16 protein-coding genes are annotated in these 13893 nt (G+C 67.2%); 9 read left to right on the plus strand and 7 right to left on the minus strand.

Translation table 11 applies throughout. From position 1 onward, the window contains the following. Window positions 1-60 precede the first annotated feature (60 nt). The gene (locus tag AC07TU_RS06125) at window positions 61-1155 is read left to right on the plus strand and encodes an MBL fold metallo-hydrolase (protein WP_495187038.1); all 1095 of its coding nucleotides are present in this window, start codon (window positions 61-63) and stop codon (window positions 1153-1155) included. 41 nt (window positions 1156-1196) lie between these two features. Then, entirely contained in the window at window positions 1197-2066 is an 870-nt protein-coding gene (locus tag AC07TU_RS06130) for a dienelactone hydrolase family protein (protein ID WP_495187039.1), read from the plus strand. Window positions 2067-2143: 77 nt separating this feature from the next. Here AC07TU_RS06130 and AC07TU_RS06135 read toward each other — a convergent pair whose 3' ends face one another. The 3 genes from AC07TU_RS06135 to AC07TU_RS06145 are packed head-to-tail and all read right to left on the minus strand — an operon-like array spanning window position 2144 to window position 5407. After that, the gene (locus AC07TU_RS06135) at window positions 2144-3889 is read right to left on the minus strand and encodes an asparagine synthetase B family protein (protein ID WP_495187040.1); all 1746 of its coding nucleotides are present in this window, start codon (window positions 3887-3889) and stop codon (window positions 2144-2146) included. A 17-nt stretch (window positions 3890-3906) separates the two neighbouring features. Continuing rightward, window positions 3907-5268: a DUF5935 domain-containing protein gene (locus tag AC07TU_RS06140; protein ID WP_495187041.1), complete on the minus strand. Its 1362-nt coding sequence runs from the start codon at window positions 5266-5268 to the stop codon at window positions 3907-3909. Then, window positions 5261-5407, minus strand: coding sequence for a hypothetical protein (locus tag AC07TU_RS06145; protein ID WP_495187042.1), 147 nt, complete (start codon window positions 5405-5407; stop codon window positions 5261-5263). Before AC07TU_RS06145 ends, AC07TU_RS06140 begins: the two co-directional genes overlap by 8 nt. A gap of 100 nt (window positions 5408-5507) precedes the next feature. Here AC07TU_RS06145 and AC07TU_RS06150 point away from each other — a divergent pair, with 100 nt between their 5' ends. Continuing rightward, on the plus strand, window positions 5508-6749 hold the full coding sequence (locus AC07TU_RS06150) for a TIGR04063 family PEP-CTERM/XrtA system glycosyltransferase (protein WP_495187043.1): 1242 nt from the start codon (window positions 5508-5510) through the stop codon (window positions 6747-6749). Next, window positions 6719-7771 carry a hypothetical protein gene (locus AC07TU_RS06155; protein ID WP_495187044.1) on the plus strand — a complete coding sequence of 351 codons (1053 nt, stop codon included), beginning with the start codon at window positions 6719-6721 and terminating at the stop codon, window positions 7769-7771. Before AC07TU_RS06150 ends, AC07TU_RS06155 begins: the two co-directional genes overlap by 31 nt. On the opposite strand, the gene AC07TU_RS06160 is transcribed toward AC07TU_RS06155, so the two are convergent. Further along, window positions 7768-8082: a hypothetical protein gene (locus AC07TU_RS06160; RefSeq protein ID WP_495187045.1), complete on the minus strand. Its 315-nt coding sequence runs from the start codon at window positions 8080-8082 to the stop codon at window positions 7768-7770. The two genes, AC07TU_RS06155 and AC07TU_RS06160, sit on opposite strands and share 4 nt — an antisense overlap. Next, complete coding sequence (locus AC07TU_RS06165) at window positions 8079-8267, minus strand: hypothetical protein (RefSeq protein ID WP_495187046.1); 189 nt, start codon at window positions 8265-8267, stop codon at window positions 8079-8081. The genes AC07TU_RS06160 and AC07TU_RS06165 overlap by 4 nt, the downstream gene beginning before the upstream one ends. Window positions 8268-8366: 99 nt before the next feature. Here AC07TU_RS06165 and AC07TU_RS06170 point away from each other — a divergent pair, with 99 nt between their 5' ends. The 3 genes from AC07TU_RS06170 (at window position 8367) to AC07TU_RS06180 (ending at window position 11360) form a co-directional block, all read left to right on the plus strand. Continuing rightward, window positions 8367-8987 carry a S24 family peptidase gene (locus AC07TU_RS06170; protein WP_495187047.1) on the plus strand — a complete coding sequence of 207 codons (621 nt, stop codon included), beginning with the start codon at window positions 8367-8369 and terminating at the stop codon, window positions 8985-8987. 55 nt (window positions 8988-9042) lie between these two features. Next, window positions 9043-10143 (plus strand): alpha/beta hydrolase family protein, encoded by a 1101-nt coding sequence (locus AC07TU_RS06175; RefSeq protein ID WP_495187048.1) that lies wholly within the window; start codon window positions 9043-9045, stop codon window positions 10141-10143. Window positions 10144-10223: 80 nt separating this feature from the next. Next, entirely contained in the window at window positions 10224-11360 is a 1137-nt protein-coding gene (locus tag AC07TU_RS06180) for a lipase family protein (protein ID WP_495187049.1), read from the plus strand. A 7-nt stretch (window positions 11361-11367) separates the two neighbouring features. Here the strand turns inward: AC07TU_RS06180 and AC07TU_RS06185 are convergent, their stop codons facing one another. Beyond that, window positions 11368-11565: a hypothetical protein gene (locus AC07TU_RS06185; RefSeq protein ID WP_495187050.1), complete on the minus strand. Its 198-nt coding sequence runs from the start codon at window positions 11563-11565 to the stop codon at window positions 11368-11370. A 193-nt stretch (window positions 11566-11758) separates the two neighbouring features. Between AC07TU_RS06185 and AC07TU_RS06190 the strand changes: the two genes are divergently transcribed. After that, window positions 11759-11971, plus strand: coding sequence for a hypothetical protein (locus AC07TU_RS06190; RefSeq protein ID WP_495187051.1), 213 nt, complete (start codon window positions 11759-11761; stop codon window positions 11969-11971). A 76-nt stretch (window positions 11972-12047) separates the two neighbouring features. Further along, the gene (locus AC07TU_RS06195) at window positions 12048-12401 is read left to right on the plus strand and encodes a TFIIB-type zinc ribbon-containing protein (RefSeq protein ID WP_495187052.1); all 354 of its coding nucleotides are present in this window, start codon (window positions 12048-12050) and stop codon (window positions 12399-12401) included. Window positions 12402-12443: 42 nt separating this feature from the next. On the opposite strand, the gene AC07TU_RS06200 is transcribed toward AC07TU_RS06195, so the two are convergent. After that, the gene (locus AC07TU_RS06200) at window positions 12444-13868 is read right to left on the minus strand and encodes an aldehyde dehydrogenase family protein (RefSeq protein ID WP_495187053.1); all 1425 of its coding nucleotides are present in this window, start codon (window positions 13866-13868) and stop codon (window positions 12444-12446) included. Window positions 13869-13893 lie beyond the last annotated feature (25 nt).

The following is a 13893-nucleotide window of genomic DNA, read 5'->3' on the forward strand; positions in this document are numbered from 1 at the left end:
CCGGTATCGTGACGGCGCGGCGACTCGACAAGCGAGTTCCGCGCCGTCAATGTTTCGGGTATGGATCGCCCGGTTATTTCTCCCGATGTTTCGCTGACTCAGGACGAGAGTTTCGTCGCAACCAGCCATCGCGGCCTGACCTATCCGTTCGGCGAACGCGTGCCGGGTATCGGCGAGGCCATGGAGATTGCGCGCGGGGTGCGCTGGATCCGGCTGCCGGTGCCGGGACCGCTCAACCATATCAATTGCTGGCTGCTCGATGACGGCGGCGCGACCACGGTGGTCGATACCGGCCTCAATATCGGCGAAGCGGTCGAAGCCTGGCGCGCGTTGTTCGCGGCGGAGCCGCTTGCGCAGCGGCCGGTGGGGCGGGTGATCTGCACGCATTTCCATCCCGATCACGCCGGTCTGGCCGGCTGGCTGTGCCGCAAATTCCAGGTGCGGCTCTGGATGACGCGCGGCGAATGGCTGACCTTGCGGGTGCTCACCGCGGACGCGCGCGATGCGGTCCCGGACGAGCAGATCGCCTTCTGGCGCGCGGCGGGATGGGACGCGGAGCAGATCGCCGAAGCCTCGGCCGGCGGCTTCGGACGGATGCGGCAGATGATCGCGCCATTGCCGCTCTCATATCGGCGCATCGTCGATGGTGAGACCATCGCGATCGGCGAGGGCAGCTGGCGCGTGGTGACGGCTTCGGGCCATTGCCCCGAACATGCGTGTCTGTGGAACGAGGCCGAGGGCGTGCTGATCGCAGGCGACCAGGTGCTGCCGCGGATCAGCTCCAACGTTTCGCTGGGCTTGACCGAGCCTGAGGCCGACCCGCTCGGCGAATGGCTCGCCTCGATTGGCAAGCTGATGACCTTGCCCGGCGATCTGCTGGTGCTGCCTGCCCATGGCGAGCCGTTCACCGGGTTGCATGTGCGGCTCGCGGCGCTGCGCGACGAGCATCTGAAGCGGCTCGACATCCTCGAAGCCCATCTTGCCGAGCCGCGGCGTGGGGTCGACTGTTTCGGGCGGATGTTCCGCCGGAAGATCGAGGGCGACATGATCGGCCTCGCCACCGGCGAGACGCTGGCGCATCTGCGGCGGCTGGAGGTCGAGGGGCGGGCGGTGCGTGAGGTGCGCGACGGCGTCTGGTGGTATCGCGCGGTGTGAACTAGGCTCACGGGATAACGCGATTCCCGGGGAGCAGGACGATGTGTGACGAACTGACCGATGCCGACAACGCGCGCGCCTTCGGCAAGGTGTCGCGGCGCGATTTCACCGGGATGACCGGCGCAGCGGCGCTTGCGGCGATGCTGCCCGCGCCCGCCAACGCCCAGACGCTGAAGCATCGCGACATTACCATCAAGACGCCCGACGGGGTCGTGCAGGCCTATTTCGTGGCGCCCGCCACGGGCAAGCATCCCGCGGTGCTGGTGTGGCCCGATATCATGGGCCTTCGCCCCGCTTTCCGGAAGATGGCCGAGCGGCTGGCGCAATCGGGCTATGCGGTGCTGACGGTCAACCAGTTCTACCGTTCCGCGCCGCTGCCGATCCTCAAGGAGGGGGAGGCATTCAGCCAGCCTGAGGTGCGTGCGCGGCTGATGGAATGGCGCAAGCTGCTGACGCCCGACGCGGTGATGCGCGATGCGGCGGCGTTCGTCGCCTTCCTCGACAAGCAGCCCGAAGTGAATACCAAGCGCGGTATCGGCACCACCGGCTATTGCATGGGCGGGCCGATGGTGATGCAGACTGCGGCGGCGCTGCCCGGCCGCATCCGTGCGGGGGCATCCTTCCATGGCGGCGGCCTCGCGACCGACAAGCCCGACAGCCCGCATTTGCTGGTGCCGAAGATGAAGGCGAGCTTCCTGTTCGCGGTCGCCGAGAATGACGACCAGCGCAACCCGAACGAGAAGGAACTGGTGCGCAAGGCCTTCGCCGACGCGAAGCTTCCGGCGGAGATCGAGGTCTATGCCGGTGCGATGCACGGCTGGTGCCCGCCGGACAGCGCCGCCTATAATCAGGTGCAGGCGGAGAAGGCGTGGGGCCGGCTGCTTGTGTTGTTCGGCAAGGCGTTGGGGTAGCTACACTTCCCCGCCCAATCTCGTCATTCCCGCCTTCGCGGGAATGACGGAGTTGAGGTTGGAGGCTGGGTGAGCGATCAGCCCGCGAGCTTCGAACCCAGTTTCGCCGCCAGATATTCGAGGTTGGCGATGCGGCGCCACAGGCCGCTATCGGTCACCCTTTCCATCTGGAAGAAGCGGCGCATCGCCGGAAATTCAGGGTCGATCACCCGCTGCATGTAATCGGGCGACAACAGCCCGCCATGCTCGTCGCCCATCGGGCCGAGGCGGCGGCGCAGCGCATAGGTGTGCTGGCGGACCCAGACCGGGCGGATGCGCGTCGACCATTCGCCGAAGCGGTGCTTGCGGCTGGGCAGGCCGGTGAAGTCGTGGCCATAGGCGGAAGGCTGGGCAGCGAGTTGCGGATCGATCGCGTTGAGCAACGCCGCCTCGAACCGGCCGGCATGCTTGAGGCCGAGCGGGATCGTCATCGCCTGTGCCACCACCTGATGGTCGAGGAAGGGCATCAGATATGGGCTGTAACGGCCCTCCAGGCTGATCTCGCGCCCGAACAGCGCGCGGCAGCGGATGCGCGGATAGATCTGCTCGATCCGTGTACGGTCCAGGCGGCCGGAGGCTGGGGGCGGCTCGATCGCGGTGCGGATCCGCGCGGCGATGCCGTCGAGGAACGCGTGCGCGTCGAACGTCTCCGTCGCATCGCTCGGCGTGAAGCGCGCGAAGAAGGTACGGGCGATGTCGTGTGCGGTGAAGCGGCGATCGGGGAGGTAGAAGAAGTTGCGATAGATTTCGCCGCAACCGCCCGATACCGCGAGCGCGCCGCCCGCGTGCCGGTTGCGCTGCGCCTCGCCATGCCCGCCATTGTCGAAGATGTTGCCGAAGGTCGGGAGCCCGTCGAACTGGTGGAAGTTGCGCGCCACCAGCTCGGGGAAAGCATCGGGCGGCGGGGTCTCGGCATATTTGTCCGTCCAGGCAACCTCGAAGCCGCAGGCTTCGCCCATCGCCTGCGCGATCTCGACGTCATCGTCGCCGGGGAGGCCGTAGACATAGAGTTCCGGCCGGCAGCCGGCTTCGCGCAGCGCGGCGAGGACGAGGCGGGAATCGAGTCCGCCCGATAGCGGGCTGCGGACATGGTCGCCGAACTGCGCGACATGCGCGCCGACGATGGCGGCGAGCGGGGCGCGGTGGCGTGCGATCTGCTCGGCCAGCGGCGCGCGCGACGGCGCGGTGGGGAGCGGCTTTTCGACGCGGTGGCGGATGATGCCCTGCGGCGTCAGCTCGATCACTGCGAACGGCGAGAGCGTCTTGAGTTCGGCGAATACCGTGTCGTCGCCGATCGGCATGACGTTGAAGGCAAGCTCGTACACGCCCTGGGGATCGAAGCTCAGCCGCGGCTTCGCATCTGCCGCGGCGAGCAGCGAGGTCGAGAAGAGCCGGTCGCCGGTGTCGCAGAAGAGCTGGAAGGCCGAGAAATAGTCGCCGAACAGGAAAATACGGCCTTCGCGGCGGACCAGGGCGACGAACTGGCCGCCGATCCGGCTCCAGTCGAGCGCGAGCGGGTCCATGCCGAGCAGGGCTTCGAGCGCCGCGGCGCCGAACTTGCCGTCGATGACGGGGGTACCCGCAGCGGCGGCGAGATCGTCGCCGCGGACCAGCACTCCCTCCGGCCCGCCGACGATGTACGGGAAATGCAGCAGCGACCAGCCGGGCAGGGCGTGTTCGGCAGGGGCAGGGAAATCCTGTGCGGCGAACGCGCGCCGTGCCGCTTCCAATGCGCTGGCGGCGAAACCGGAACCGTCGTTACGGGCTAGAAACAGGCCTGACATCTGAGCGCCTTAGCCGATCATGCCGGCGCTGGCGCGGGGGAATCGCGCCGCCCGTGCATCGGCTTCATGCCTTCCTCGGCACGCTTGCGGGCAAGATAAGTGTCGAGGCCGATCTGCGCGCCGACCAGCATATAGACGAACGGGTTGAGCGCGATGCCGACAAAGGTCGCTCCGAACAGATAGATCATGTGTGCGTGCTGGAGCGCGGTGGCGAGCGGCGAGATCCAGGCCTGATCGGGCGGCGCCTTCATGTAGCGCCGGCGCAGCACCTCCATGCGGATGATGCCACCGAGATGGATCATCAACCACAGCGCGAAACCCGGCCAGCCTTGCTCGCCCAGCATCTCGAAATAGGCCGAGTGATAGGCGCGCGACTTGTCGATCTCGGGCGTGCGGACGACGGTGACGCTGGCGCCTTCGCCGACCATCTCGATCTTGTCGTACTTGATCTCGTTCTGGCGATACGCCTCGAACCCGCCGCCGAACGGGTGGTCCTTCACATAGTCGAGCGTCCACTGCCACACCGCGATCCGGGTCGAGGCGGAGGCGTCGGCCTTGTAGGTGCGGATCGTCCCCATCCGCTCGCTGAACGCGGTCGGGAGGAAGGGGATCGCGACGAGCGCGAGCGCCGCCGCGCCGCCGATATAGACCATGCGCCGCTTGACGTCGCGCAGCATCAGCACGGCGAGCAGGCCGACGCAGAGCAGGCCGGTGCGCGCCTGGGTGCCGATCGGCATCAGCAGGCAGGCGAAGATGAGCAGATAGCCGAAGGTCTTCACGCGCCAGTCGGGCGGGAAGATCGTGCCATGGCGGGTGAACCACAGGATCAGCGGGATCACGCAGATCGAGACGGCGGAGATGATGCTGCCTTCGAACAGCCCGGAATTATTGTCGACATAGAGCTTGAGCTGGCCGTAGCCGCCGCCGCCCAGCGCGGTCTTGAGCCCGCCGTTGATGATGATCGTCGAGAGCGACAACAGCATGAACAGCAGCAGCGCCTCGATCCGCAGCTTGGTGCGCAAGGTGAGGGGCAGGAAGATCGCGAAGGCCAGCGCCTTCCAGACCCAGTCCCATTTGTACATCGCGTCGATCGGGAAGTCCGCTTTGGTGGTGGTCCAGTAGCAATAGGCGAGCAGGATGAGCATCAGGCCCTGGCGCGGGGCGACGCGGGTGTCCTTCTTGTCGTCGAAGGCGAGCCAGGAGAGGACCGCGAAGCCCACCGCCATCGCCGAGATCGGGAAGGCGTTGAGCAGGAAATAGCTCATTCGCTGGGGCGAGACGACGTCGATATAGACATAGGCCAGCACGAAGACGAACGGCCGCCGGAAGCCGAGACCGAAGATCGCCGCCAGGAATGCGATGAAGGCAAGATCACGCACGCTTGCGGCCCCAGCGGTTCTTGGGTGCCTCGTTCGGCGGCGGCGCGCTTTCGTCGTCGAGGGCGGGGCTGTGGATCAGGCGCCAGGCGGTGAGCAGCAGCAGCCCGTGGGTCAGGCCCAGCACCAGACTGTCGATCATCCTTGCCGTCCCTTCACGCGTCTGGTCCCCAAACCGCATTTTTCCTAGCGCGACGAGGTTGACGCGGCGTTAAGTGCTGGCGTGGCAAGGGGCCCCTATCATGCGCATATTGCACGTCCTCGATCATTCGCTGCCACTCCATAGCGGCTATACCTTTCGTACCCGCGCGATCCTGAAGGCGCAGATGGAGCGCGGCTGGACGGTCGCGGGGGTCACGGGGCCGCGCTATCACACCGGCGACGCGCCGTTCGAGACGCTCGACGGAATCGACTTCCACCGCACCAAGCAGATGCGGCGCCTGCCGCCCGTGCTGGGCGAGGTGGCCGAGATCGCCGCATTCGCGCGGCGGATCGATCAGGTCGTGCAGCAATTCCGCCCCGACATCCTCCACGCCCATTCGCCGGTGATCGATCCGCTGGCGGCGATGCGCGCGTCGAAGAAACACGGGATCCCGCTGCTCTACGAGATCCGCGCCTTCTGGGAGGATGCGGCGGTGGGCAACGGCACCGGGAGCGAGGGATCGCTCAAATATCGCGCGACCCGCGGGCTGGAGACCTATGCCTGCAGGCGCGCCGATGCCGTGGCGGTGATCTGTGAAGGCTTGAAGCGCGATCTGGTCACGCGCGGGATCGACGGCGGCAAGATCATGGTCTCGCCCAATGGCGTCGACCTGCATCTGTTCGGCGAGCCGCCGGCGCGCGATGCCGCGCTGTCGACCGAATGGGGGCTCGACGATGCCGAGGTGATCGGCTTCATCGGCAGCTTCTATGATTATGAGGGGCTGGACGATCTGATCGCCGCGATGCCGGCGCTGGTCGCGCTGCGGCCCAAGGCGCGGCTGCTGATGGTCGGCGGCGGGCCGATGGAAGAGAAACTCCGCGCGCAGGCCAAGGCGTCGAGCGCGGCGGATGCGATCCATTTCGTCGGCCGCGTGCCGCACGAGCAGGTCGAGCGCTATTATTCGCTGATCGATCTGCTGGTCTATCCGCGCAAGCATATGCGGCTGACCGATCTGGTGACGCCGCTCAAGCCGCTGGAAGCGATGGCGCAGCGGCGGCTGGTGGCTGCATCCGACGTGGGCGGGCATCGCGAGCTGATTCGCGACGGCGAGACCGGGACGCTGTTTCCCCCCGACGATCCGGCCGCGCTGGCACAGGCGGTGGCAGGCGTGTTCGGGAATCGCGGCGGCTGGGACGCGCAGCGCGAACGGGGGCGGGCATTCGTCGAGAAAGAGCGTAACTGGTCGTCAAACATTTCACGCTACGAACCTGTTTACCAAAAGATCATCGAAGAGCGCTTACGGTCCGGGAAATGGTTGCGCACGACCTCTTTCAACGTCTGACCCCCAATCTCGCGCTGGCCGGCGCGGGGGGCGCGGGCGTGCTCGCCGCGATGGCGACGCTGGCGATTCCCTATGCGCTGCTTCAGGACATCGTCGTGACGAGCGGCGTTGCCGCATTCATCCCGGCTGCCGAGCCGCCGCTGGGCGCCACTGCGCGAATTTGCGTCGGTGTATTCGCAGGCGGCGCCGTGGCGCTGACCGCATGGTTCCTGCTCTCCGCACTGCTGATGTGGCGCGATTCGCGCCGCGTGGAGGAGCCGGGAGAGCGTGCTCCGGTGATTCGCCGCGCCGACGCCCATCCCGACGCGCCGCCACGCGCGCCGCTGCTCGCCAACCGCGACCTCGGCATGCCCTTCCGGCCGAAGGGGGCCGTTGCGGAAGCCGATCCGGAGACAATCGACGCCGATGTGCATCGTGTGACCGCATATCGCGCGGAAGCGATCGAGGTCCGCGACCTGGATCTGCCCGAGCTTCCGCCGGAGCCGATCATCGCGATGGGCACGCCGGCACCGCCGGTCGAGACGATCCCGGCGGTGTCGATTCCGCGGGCGCAAATCGAAGCTTCACCGCCCCCGGCGCCACAGCCCTTGCCCGCCGATCTCGATCAGCCGCTCTCGGCGTTCGATCCGGCGGCGATTCCCGATGTGCCACTGGCGCCGCCGCCGCCACTCGCGCCGCTCGTGCGCGCGCCGGTGAAGCTGGCCGAGGGTGAGCGGTTCGAGACGTTCGAACTGACTCCGCCGATTCGCCCGGCAACCCCTCCGGAGCCCGCCGTCCAGGCCGAAAGCCTCGCCGCGCCCGAGACCGACGCCAGCGTCCATGCGCTGCTCGACCGGCTGGAGCGCGGCATTGCCCGGCGCGTGAACAACGCGCCGCACGCCGAACTGGCGCCGCAACCGGAACCCGCGCCTCCGGTCGAGCCGGTGGCGCAGGCCCCGACCGAGGCGCCCGAGCCCGCGCCACCTGCTTCGGGGCTGGAAGGCGCGCTTGCTGCGCTCCGCAAGATGGCGGTTCGCGCCTAGCAATCCTCGACGGTCAGGATCTCGAGCGTCGCTTCGGTCTGTCCGCCGGTATGCGCTTCCGCCGCTACGGCCAGATCGGCAACCAGGTGTCCGCGCAGGTGGAACTCGGCTTCGGGTAGCGCGGTCAACCAGGCATCCAGGGCGGGTGAGGCGGGGGCGGCGACCCGCAAACGATGACGTGCACCGGTGAAGGTCACGCTGGCCCAGGGCACCGACCCGGCCGATTCCGCATGCAGCGCGATTCCCGCATCGGCGGCGCCTCGCACCAGGGCACGCTCAAGCTGCGTGCCCGGATCAGGCCAGCGGCTCATGGTTGCGTCGGCGGAGGCGGCTCGGCGAGAAACGCCTCGACCCGCGCCAGCGTCTTTGCGCGCAATTCCCGCCCATTGCGCAAATCGCCGACCAGCCGCGGGTCGCGCACCGCCAGCCGCCCGAATTTGGTGGCCGGCAGGCTGTGCTTGCGCAGATACCGTTCCACCTTGCCCAAAATCGCCATCGATCACTCCTGTTCTCCCGACTCGCTCGCTTCCGGTTGTTCATTAAATGTTCTCATTTCCAACTTGTCTAGGAAAAATCCTACGTCTATATCCGGATCATGGAATCGATCGAACAACGCGAGGCGCTGGAGCGTGCGGCGGTGGCGCGGGGGGAGTCGCTGGCGGCGCTGTCGCGGCTGATCGGGCGCAACGCCGCCTATCTGCAGCAGTTCGTGACACGCGGATCGCCGCGGCTGCTCGCGGAGGCGGACCGGCGCAAGCTGGCGCGCTATCTGGGGCTCAGCGATGCGGCGCTGGGCGGACCTGCGGTCGAGGGGCTGGTGCCCGTCGCGCGGGTGGATGCCGGCGCCGCAGCGGGGCGCGGGCGGCTGGTCGAGACCGAATTGCGCAGCGAGTTGCTGCTCGATCCCGCGCTGCTGCGGCGGCTGGGCGTGCGCGCGGACATGGCTTCGACGATCCGGGTCGAGGGCGCATCGATGGAGCCGAACCTGTGCGACGGCGACGAAATCCTGGTCGATGGCGCGCGGAGGGCGCTGGGCGTGCGTCCGGCGATCTACGTCTTCCGGCGTGACGGGCTGGTATCGGTGAAGCGCCTGCGCGCCATGGGGGAAGAGGTCGAGGTGGTGAGCGACAATCCCGCTTTCGGGCGCGAGGTGGTTCCGGTGCGCGCGATCGATGTGGTCGGACGGGTAGTGTGGTTGCACCGGGCGCTGGTGTAGCGCTGGTTTACAAGACGTCCGCTTTTGGTGATCCTCGAAACGGGAGGGCCTTGGGATGAAGTGGACCTTGCATCGGATCGCTGCGGCGATCGTCCTGACGACCGTCGCGTTACCCGCACAACCCGCAGAAGCGATCGGAAGGGAGTCCGATCCCGATCCGGCCCGCATCCATGTTCCCGAGACCGGACAGAAGGGAAGGGCGGAGGAAGTCCGCATTGCATCCGGGCAGGGGGTGATGCTCGCAGGCACGCTCCGGACCCCTCGCGGCCCTGGACCTTATCCGGTCGTGCTGTTCCTGGCGGGTTCCGGACCGAACCCACGCGGCGCCTTCGATCTGGTGGCCGACAGGCTGGTCGATCAAGGCATTGCGGCGCTCGACTATGACAAGCGGGGCACGGGGCACTCGACCGGTGCGTATGTCGATGATTTCGCATTGATCGAACGCGATGCGGCGGCAGCCATCGCCTATCTGCGCACGCGTCGGGACATCGACAGCAAGCGGATCGCAATCGGTGGTGTGAGTCATGGCGCTGGAATCGCCCTGGCGGTCGCGGGCCGCGATCCGGCGATCAGCGCCGTCGTGATGCTCGCCGGACCGGTTGGCGCGCCCGAGGGTGTCTTTCTGGCGTTGATGCGAAGCAAGCTGCAAAGCGCGGGCATGCAGGAGAAAGCGATCGCTGGCCTGCTGGCCGCCACCAAAGGCTTCATGGACGCACGTACCAGTGATGCAAGGCAGGATAGCATCGGTTCGTTGCGGGAAGATCTGGCAGGTGCATTCATGGTCGGCGGCTTTACCCGTGCGCAGGCCGACGGCGCGATTGCCGAATTCGAAACGCCTCAAGTGCTCTCGATCTACCGGCTCAATCCCTATGCAACCCTCACCACGCTGCGCGCGCCGGTGCTGGCGCTGTACGCGTCGCTCGACACGGTTATCGGCACGAACGAAGTCCCCGCCGCGAGGGCAGCGCTCGCGCGCAATCCCGACGCGACCGTGATCGAGGTGGCGGGCACCAACCACTGGTTTCAACCATCGGCGACCGCAGAGCCTCAACCTGGACGCCCGCTAACGGAGCCCAGGGCGCTCGACCTGATCGAGACCTGGCTGAAGGCGCGCCTGCACGCTGGGGACAAGAGGGCAGCCCAGCTAAGCCGGTAGCCGTTCGCAAGAGTGGTGCATGCGCACTTCACCCTTTGCCGCGCTTTTCGTTTCGGTGGCGATTGTGGTATTTCAACGCCATGCATCGTGCACGCGCCAGTCTGGCCAGCATCGTTGCGGCGGCCCTGCTCACCATGCCGGCCACCGCCTCCGCACAACGTGCCGGGACTCTGGTCTCTGCCGAACCGGTGAGCAGCGCGCCCGACGGGATGCGTGCCTGGCGGGTGCGTTACCGCACGATGAGCGACAGCAACCAGCCGATCGAGGTGACCGGGATGGTGATCGCGCCCGCCCGGCCCGCGGCCAGGCCGGGTCCGGTGATCGCCTGGACGCATGGCATGATCGGCGTCGCGCAGCGTTGCGCACCGTCGAAGGATGACACCAACTTCACCATGATCCCGGCGCTCGCGGACGTGATCGGACGGGGCTACACCGTCGTTGCGCCCGACTATCCCGGGCTCGGCTCCGACATGGTTCACCCTGCGCTGGTCGGCGTCAGCACGGGGCGGTCCGTGCTCGATGCGGTGCGCGCGGCGCGCGACATTCGCGGCGCCAACACCAGTCTGCGCTTTGCCGTGTGGGGCGAGTCGCAGGGAGGGCATGCCGCGCTGTGGACCGGGCAACTGGCGCGAATCTATGCACCGGAGCTCAATCTGGTGGGCGTCGCTGCGATCGTGCCGCCCACTGATTTGGCGCGCAACATGATGGAAAGCAGTGACAAGCGCGCACGGGCGTTGCTGACGGCATACACCGGCGTGAGCTGGTCGCGTCACTATGGTATTCCGATGACCGCGCTCGGCAATCGTTCGACCCAGAATGTGATGAGCCGGCTTGCCGACAATTTCTGTATCGAGACGAACAAGAAGCCCAAGCTCGGCACGATCCTGGGCATCGTCACGGTGCAGCGCGCGATCCGCAATCTCGACTTGAGCAAGCACCAGCCCTGGGCCCGATTGATGCGGGAGAACAGCGTGTCGCCCGCGGCTGTCCCCTCGCCACTGCTCGTCGCCACGGGAAGCGCCGACGTGATCGTGGCGCCCGCCGTTGTGCGGGATTTTGCGCAGCGCGCCTGCCGGGCGGGCAAGGCCGTTCGTTACATCTCCATCACCGGCGGGGAGCATGCAACGGTGGCACGGACCGAGGCACAGGCAACGCTGGACTGGATCGATGCGCGCTTTGCGGGGCAGCGCGCGCCGAGCGACTGCGGGAAGATCTAGGCGCCGGTCAGCGGCGCCGGGCCCGGTCGATCAGCGCGACGATCAGCAGCAGGGCAAGGCCGACGCCCAGCCCGCCGATGAAGCCGAGCGAGGGCTGGCCGTTGCGCACGCCGATCACGGCGCCGGCGATCAGGCTGAATGCGAGCAGTGCGCCGCCCGCAACGGGGGCGCTGCTGCCGGATTTGGGGGCGGGCTTGCGGTCCATGCCGCTCCCTTGCCACGTCCCGCGCCGGGACGCCACCGTCCCGATGCGGAACGCGTGGTACGGAGGAAAAGCTTATGGTTTCCGGTGGTTTACCTTTGTGATGCGCGGGAATGTAAGACTCAGTCTGCCATGGCACAGGCGATGCTTGTTCACGCAGCATCGTCTGGAGCGCCCCCCGCTTATGTCGCCTGCAATGTCCACCATCCCTTATCTCGCCGATCGCGCGCATGTGACCGACGCCGCCGAGCTGATCGCGGTGTTCGGAGACGATGCGGGGTTCGAGGCGGCGGCGCGGGCGGACCGATATCGCGACCTTGGCAACCACATCAATTTCTGCCGCTGGCGCCAGATCGAACGGCTGATCGTGCTGATGAGCGTGCAGCGCGCGGTGGGCACGGTTCACTGATCGCCGCGCCGATCGTCATTGCGGCTGACGGCGATGCTCCCTAGCTAGAACGCATCGATCACCACAGGAGTAACCGATGCGAACCCCCGAAGCCGTTGCCGGAATGTTGTGCCCCGTGTGCAAGGTGGGCCTCCACATGAGCGACCGGCAGGGGATCGAGATCGATTACTGCCCGCAGTGCCGCGGCATCTGGCTCGACCGCGGTGAACTCGACAAGATCATCGAGCGCAGCGGCGTTGCCGAGGCGCCAGCGGCTCCCGCAGCGCCCCAGGCGCCTCAGGCTCCGCCGCCTCCGCCGCAGGGCAGCCCCTGGCAGCAGGGTGGTTATCCGCCGCAGCAGGGCTATGGGCAGCAGGGTTACGGGCATGGCTATGACCCGCGCTACAAGCACAAGCGCCGGAAGAGCTTCCTCGAAGAATTGTTCGACTGAATTTCAGACCCTCCCCGGCACGACCGGGGAGGGTTTTCTGAATCAGGCCAGCGCGCCGACCATCGCCTTCACTTCCATGAATTCGGCGAGGCCGAACTTGCCGTGCTCGCGGCCGTTGCCCGACTGTTTGTAGCCGCCAAAGGGCAGGCTGGGATCGGGCTGGCCGCCATTCACATAGACCATGCCCGCGCGCAGACGGGGCGCGACGCGCTTCACTTCCTCAGGGCTGCCGAACACCACCGCGGAAAGGCCGTAGTCGGTGTCGTTGGCGATGCGGACCGCCTCCTCCTCATCCTTGTACGGGATGATCGTCACGACCGGACCGAAGATCTCCTCGCGCGCGATGGTCATGTCGTTGCGCACGCCCGAGAACAGGGTCGGCTTGACGAAATAACCGGTCTCGACGCCGTCGGGACGGCCGGGGCCGCCGGTCTCGAGCTTCGCGCCTTCCTCCATACCCTTGCGGATCAGGCCCTGGATCTTCTCCCATTGCGCCTTGTTGACCACCGGACCGATGTGGCGGCCTTCCTGCGCAGGGTCGCCGGTCTCGACCGCCTTCATCACGCCGCTCGCGATCTGCGCGGCCTCGGCCGCCTGGCTCTCGTGCACGAGCATCCGTGCCGGCGCGATGCAGCTCTGCCCCGAGTTCAGGATGACGCTGAACAGCCCGACCTGTACCGCCTTGGGCAGGTCGGCACCGGGGAGGATGACGTTGGGCGACTTGCCGCCCAGTTCCTGATGCACGCGCTTGACCGTCTCGGCGGCGTTCTTCGCGACCTGGATGCCCGCGCGGGTCGATCCGGTGAAGCTCACCATGTCGACATGCTTGTGGCGGCTGAGCGCGGTGCCGACCACCGGGCCATCGCCCTGGACGAGGTTGAACACGCCCGCGGGCACGCCGGCCTTGTCCATGATCTCGGCGAAGATCGCGGCGCTGCCCGGTGCTTCCTCGCTGGGCTTGAGCACCATACAGTTACCGGCGGCGAGCGCGGGCGCGACCTTGGCGACGATCTGGTTGAGCGGCCAGTTCCATGGCGTGATCAGCGCGACCACGCCGATCGGCTCGTGCACGACGAGGCTCTGTCCGATCTGCTCGGAGAATTCGAACGCCTTGAGCGCCTTGATCGTCGACATGAAATGGCCGACGCCGCTGCCGACCTGTGCGGTCTTCGCGAGGCTGATCGGCGCGCCCATCTCGGCCGCGATCGCGTCGGCCAGATCGCCCGCGCGGTTCTTGTACTCGGCAAGGATCGCTTCGAGCAGCGCCACGCGCTCCTCGACGCTGGTGCGCGAAAAGCTGTCGAACGCCGCCTTGGCCGCGGCGACCGCCTTGTCGGCATCGGCCTCAGAACCGAGCGTGATTTCGGTCACCGGCGCCTCGGTCGCGGGATTGATCACGTCGTGACGGGTACCGCCCTCGCTTTCGACCCATGCGCCACCAATATAGTGCTTCAAATAGCTCCGCATCCTGGCCTCCGGTTTTCAAACATCG

The organism is Sphingomonas sp. GW821-FHT03E12, assembly GCF_059420685.1.

Bases quoted from the DNA above. Each gene is read 5' to 3' on its own strand.
- AC07TU_RS06125 (WP_495187038.1), top strand. From the start codon at position 61: ATGGATCGCCCGGTTATTTCTCCCGATGTTTCGCTGACTCAGGACGAG.
- AC07TU_RS06175 (WP_495187048.1), top strand. From the start codon at position 9,043: ATGAAGTGGACCTTGCATCGGATCGCTGCGGCGATCGTCCTGACGACC.
- AC07TU_RS06160 (WP_495187045.1), bottom strand. From the start codon at position 8,082: ATGAGCCGCTGGCCTGATCCGGGCACGCAGCTTGAGCGTGCCCTGGTG.
- AC07TU_RS06170 (WP_495187047.1), top strand. From the start codon at position 8,367: ATGGAATCGATCGAACAACGCGAGGCGCTGGAGCGTGCGGCGGTGGCG.
- AC07TU_RS06150 (WP_495187043.1), top strand. From the start codon at position 5,508: ATGCGCATATTGCACGTCCTCGATCATTCGCTGCCACTCCATAGCGGC.
- AC07TU_RS06135 (WP_495187040.1), bottom strand. From the start codon at position 3,889: ATGTCAGGCCTGTTTCTAGCCCGTAACGACGGTTCCGGTTTCGCCGCC.
- AC07TU_RS06165 (WP_495187046.1), bottom strand. From the start codon at position 8,267: ATGGCGATTTTGGGCAAGGTGGAACGGTATCTGCGCAAGCACAGCCTG.
- AC07TU_RS06145 (WP_495187042.1), bottom strand. From the start codon at position 5,407: ATGATCGACAGTCTGGTGCTGGGCCTGACCCACGGGCTGCTGCTGCTC.
- AC07TU_RS06180 (WP_495187049.1), top strand. From the start codon at position 10,224: ATGCATCGTGCACGCGCCAGTCTGGCCAGCATCGTTGCGGCGGCCCTG.
- AC07TU_RS06185 (WP_495187050.1), bottom strand. From the start codon at position 11,565: ATGGACCGCAAGCCCGCCCCCAAATCCGGCAGCAGCGCCCCCGTTGCG.
- AC07TU_RS06155 (WP_495187044.1), top strand. From the start codon at position 6,719: ATGGTTGCGCACGACCTCTTTCAACGTCTGACCCCCAATCTCGCGCTG.
- AC07TU_RS06195 (WP_495187052.1), top strand. From the start codon at position 12,048: ATGCGAACCCCCGAAGCCGTTGCCGGAATGTTGTGCCCCGTGTGCAAG.
- AC07TU_RS06130 (WP_495187039.1), top strand. From the start codon at position 1,197: ATGTGTGACGAACTGACCGATGCCGACAACGCGCGCGCCTTCGGCAAG.
- AC07TU_RS06200 (WP_495187053.1), bottom strand. From the start codon at position 13,868: ATGCGGAGCTATTTGAAGCACTATATTGGTGGCGCATGGGTCGAAAGC.
- AC07TU_RS06190 (WP_495187051.1), top strand. From the start codon at position 11,759: ATGTCCACCATCCCTTATCTCGCCGATCGCGCGCATGTGACCGACGCC.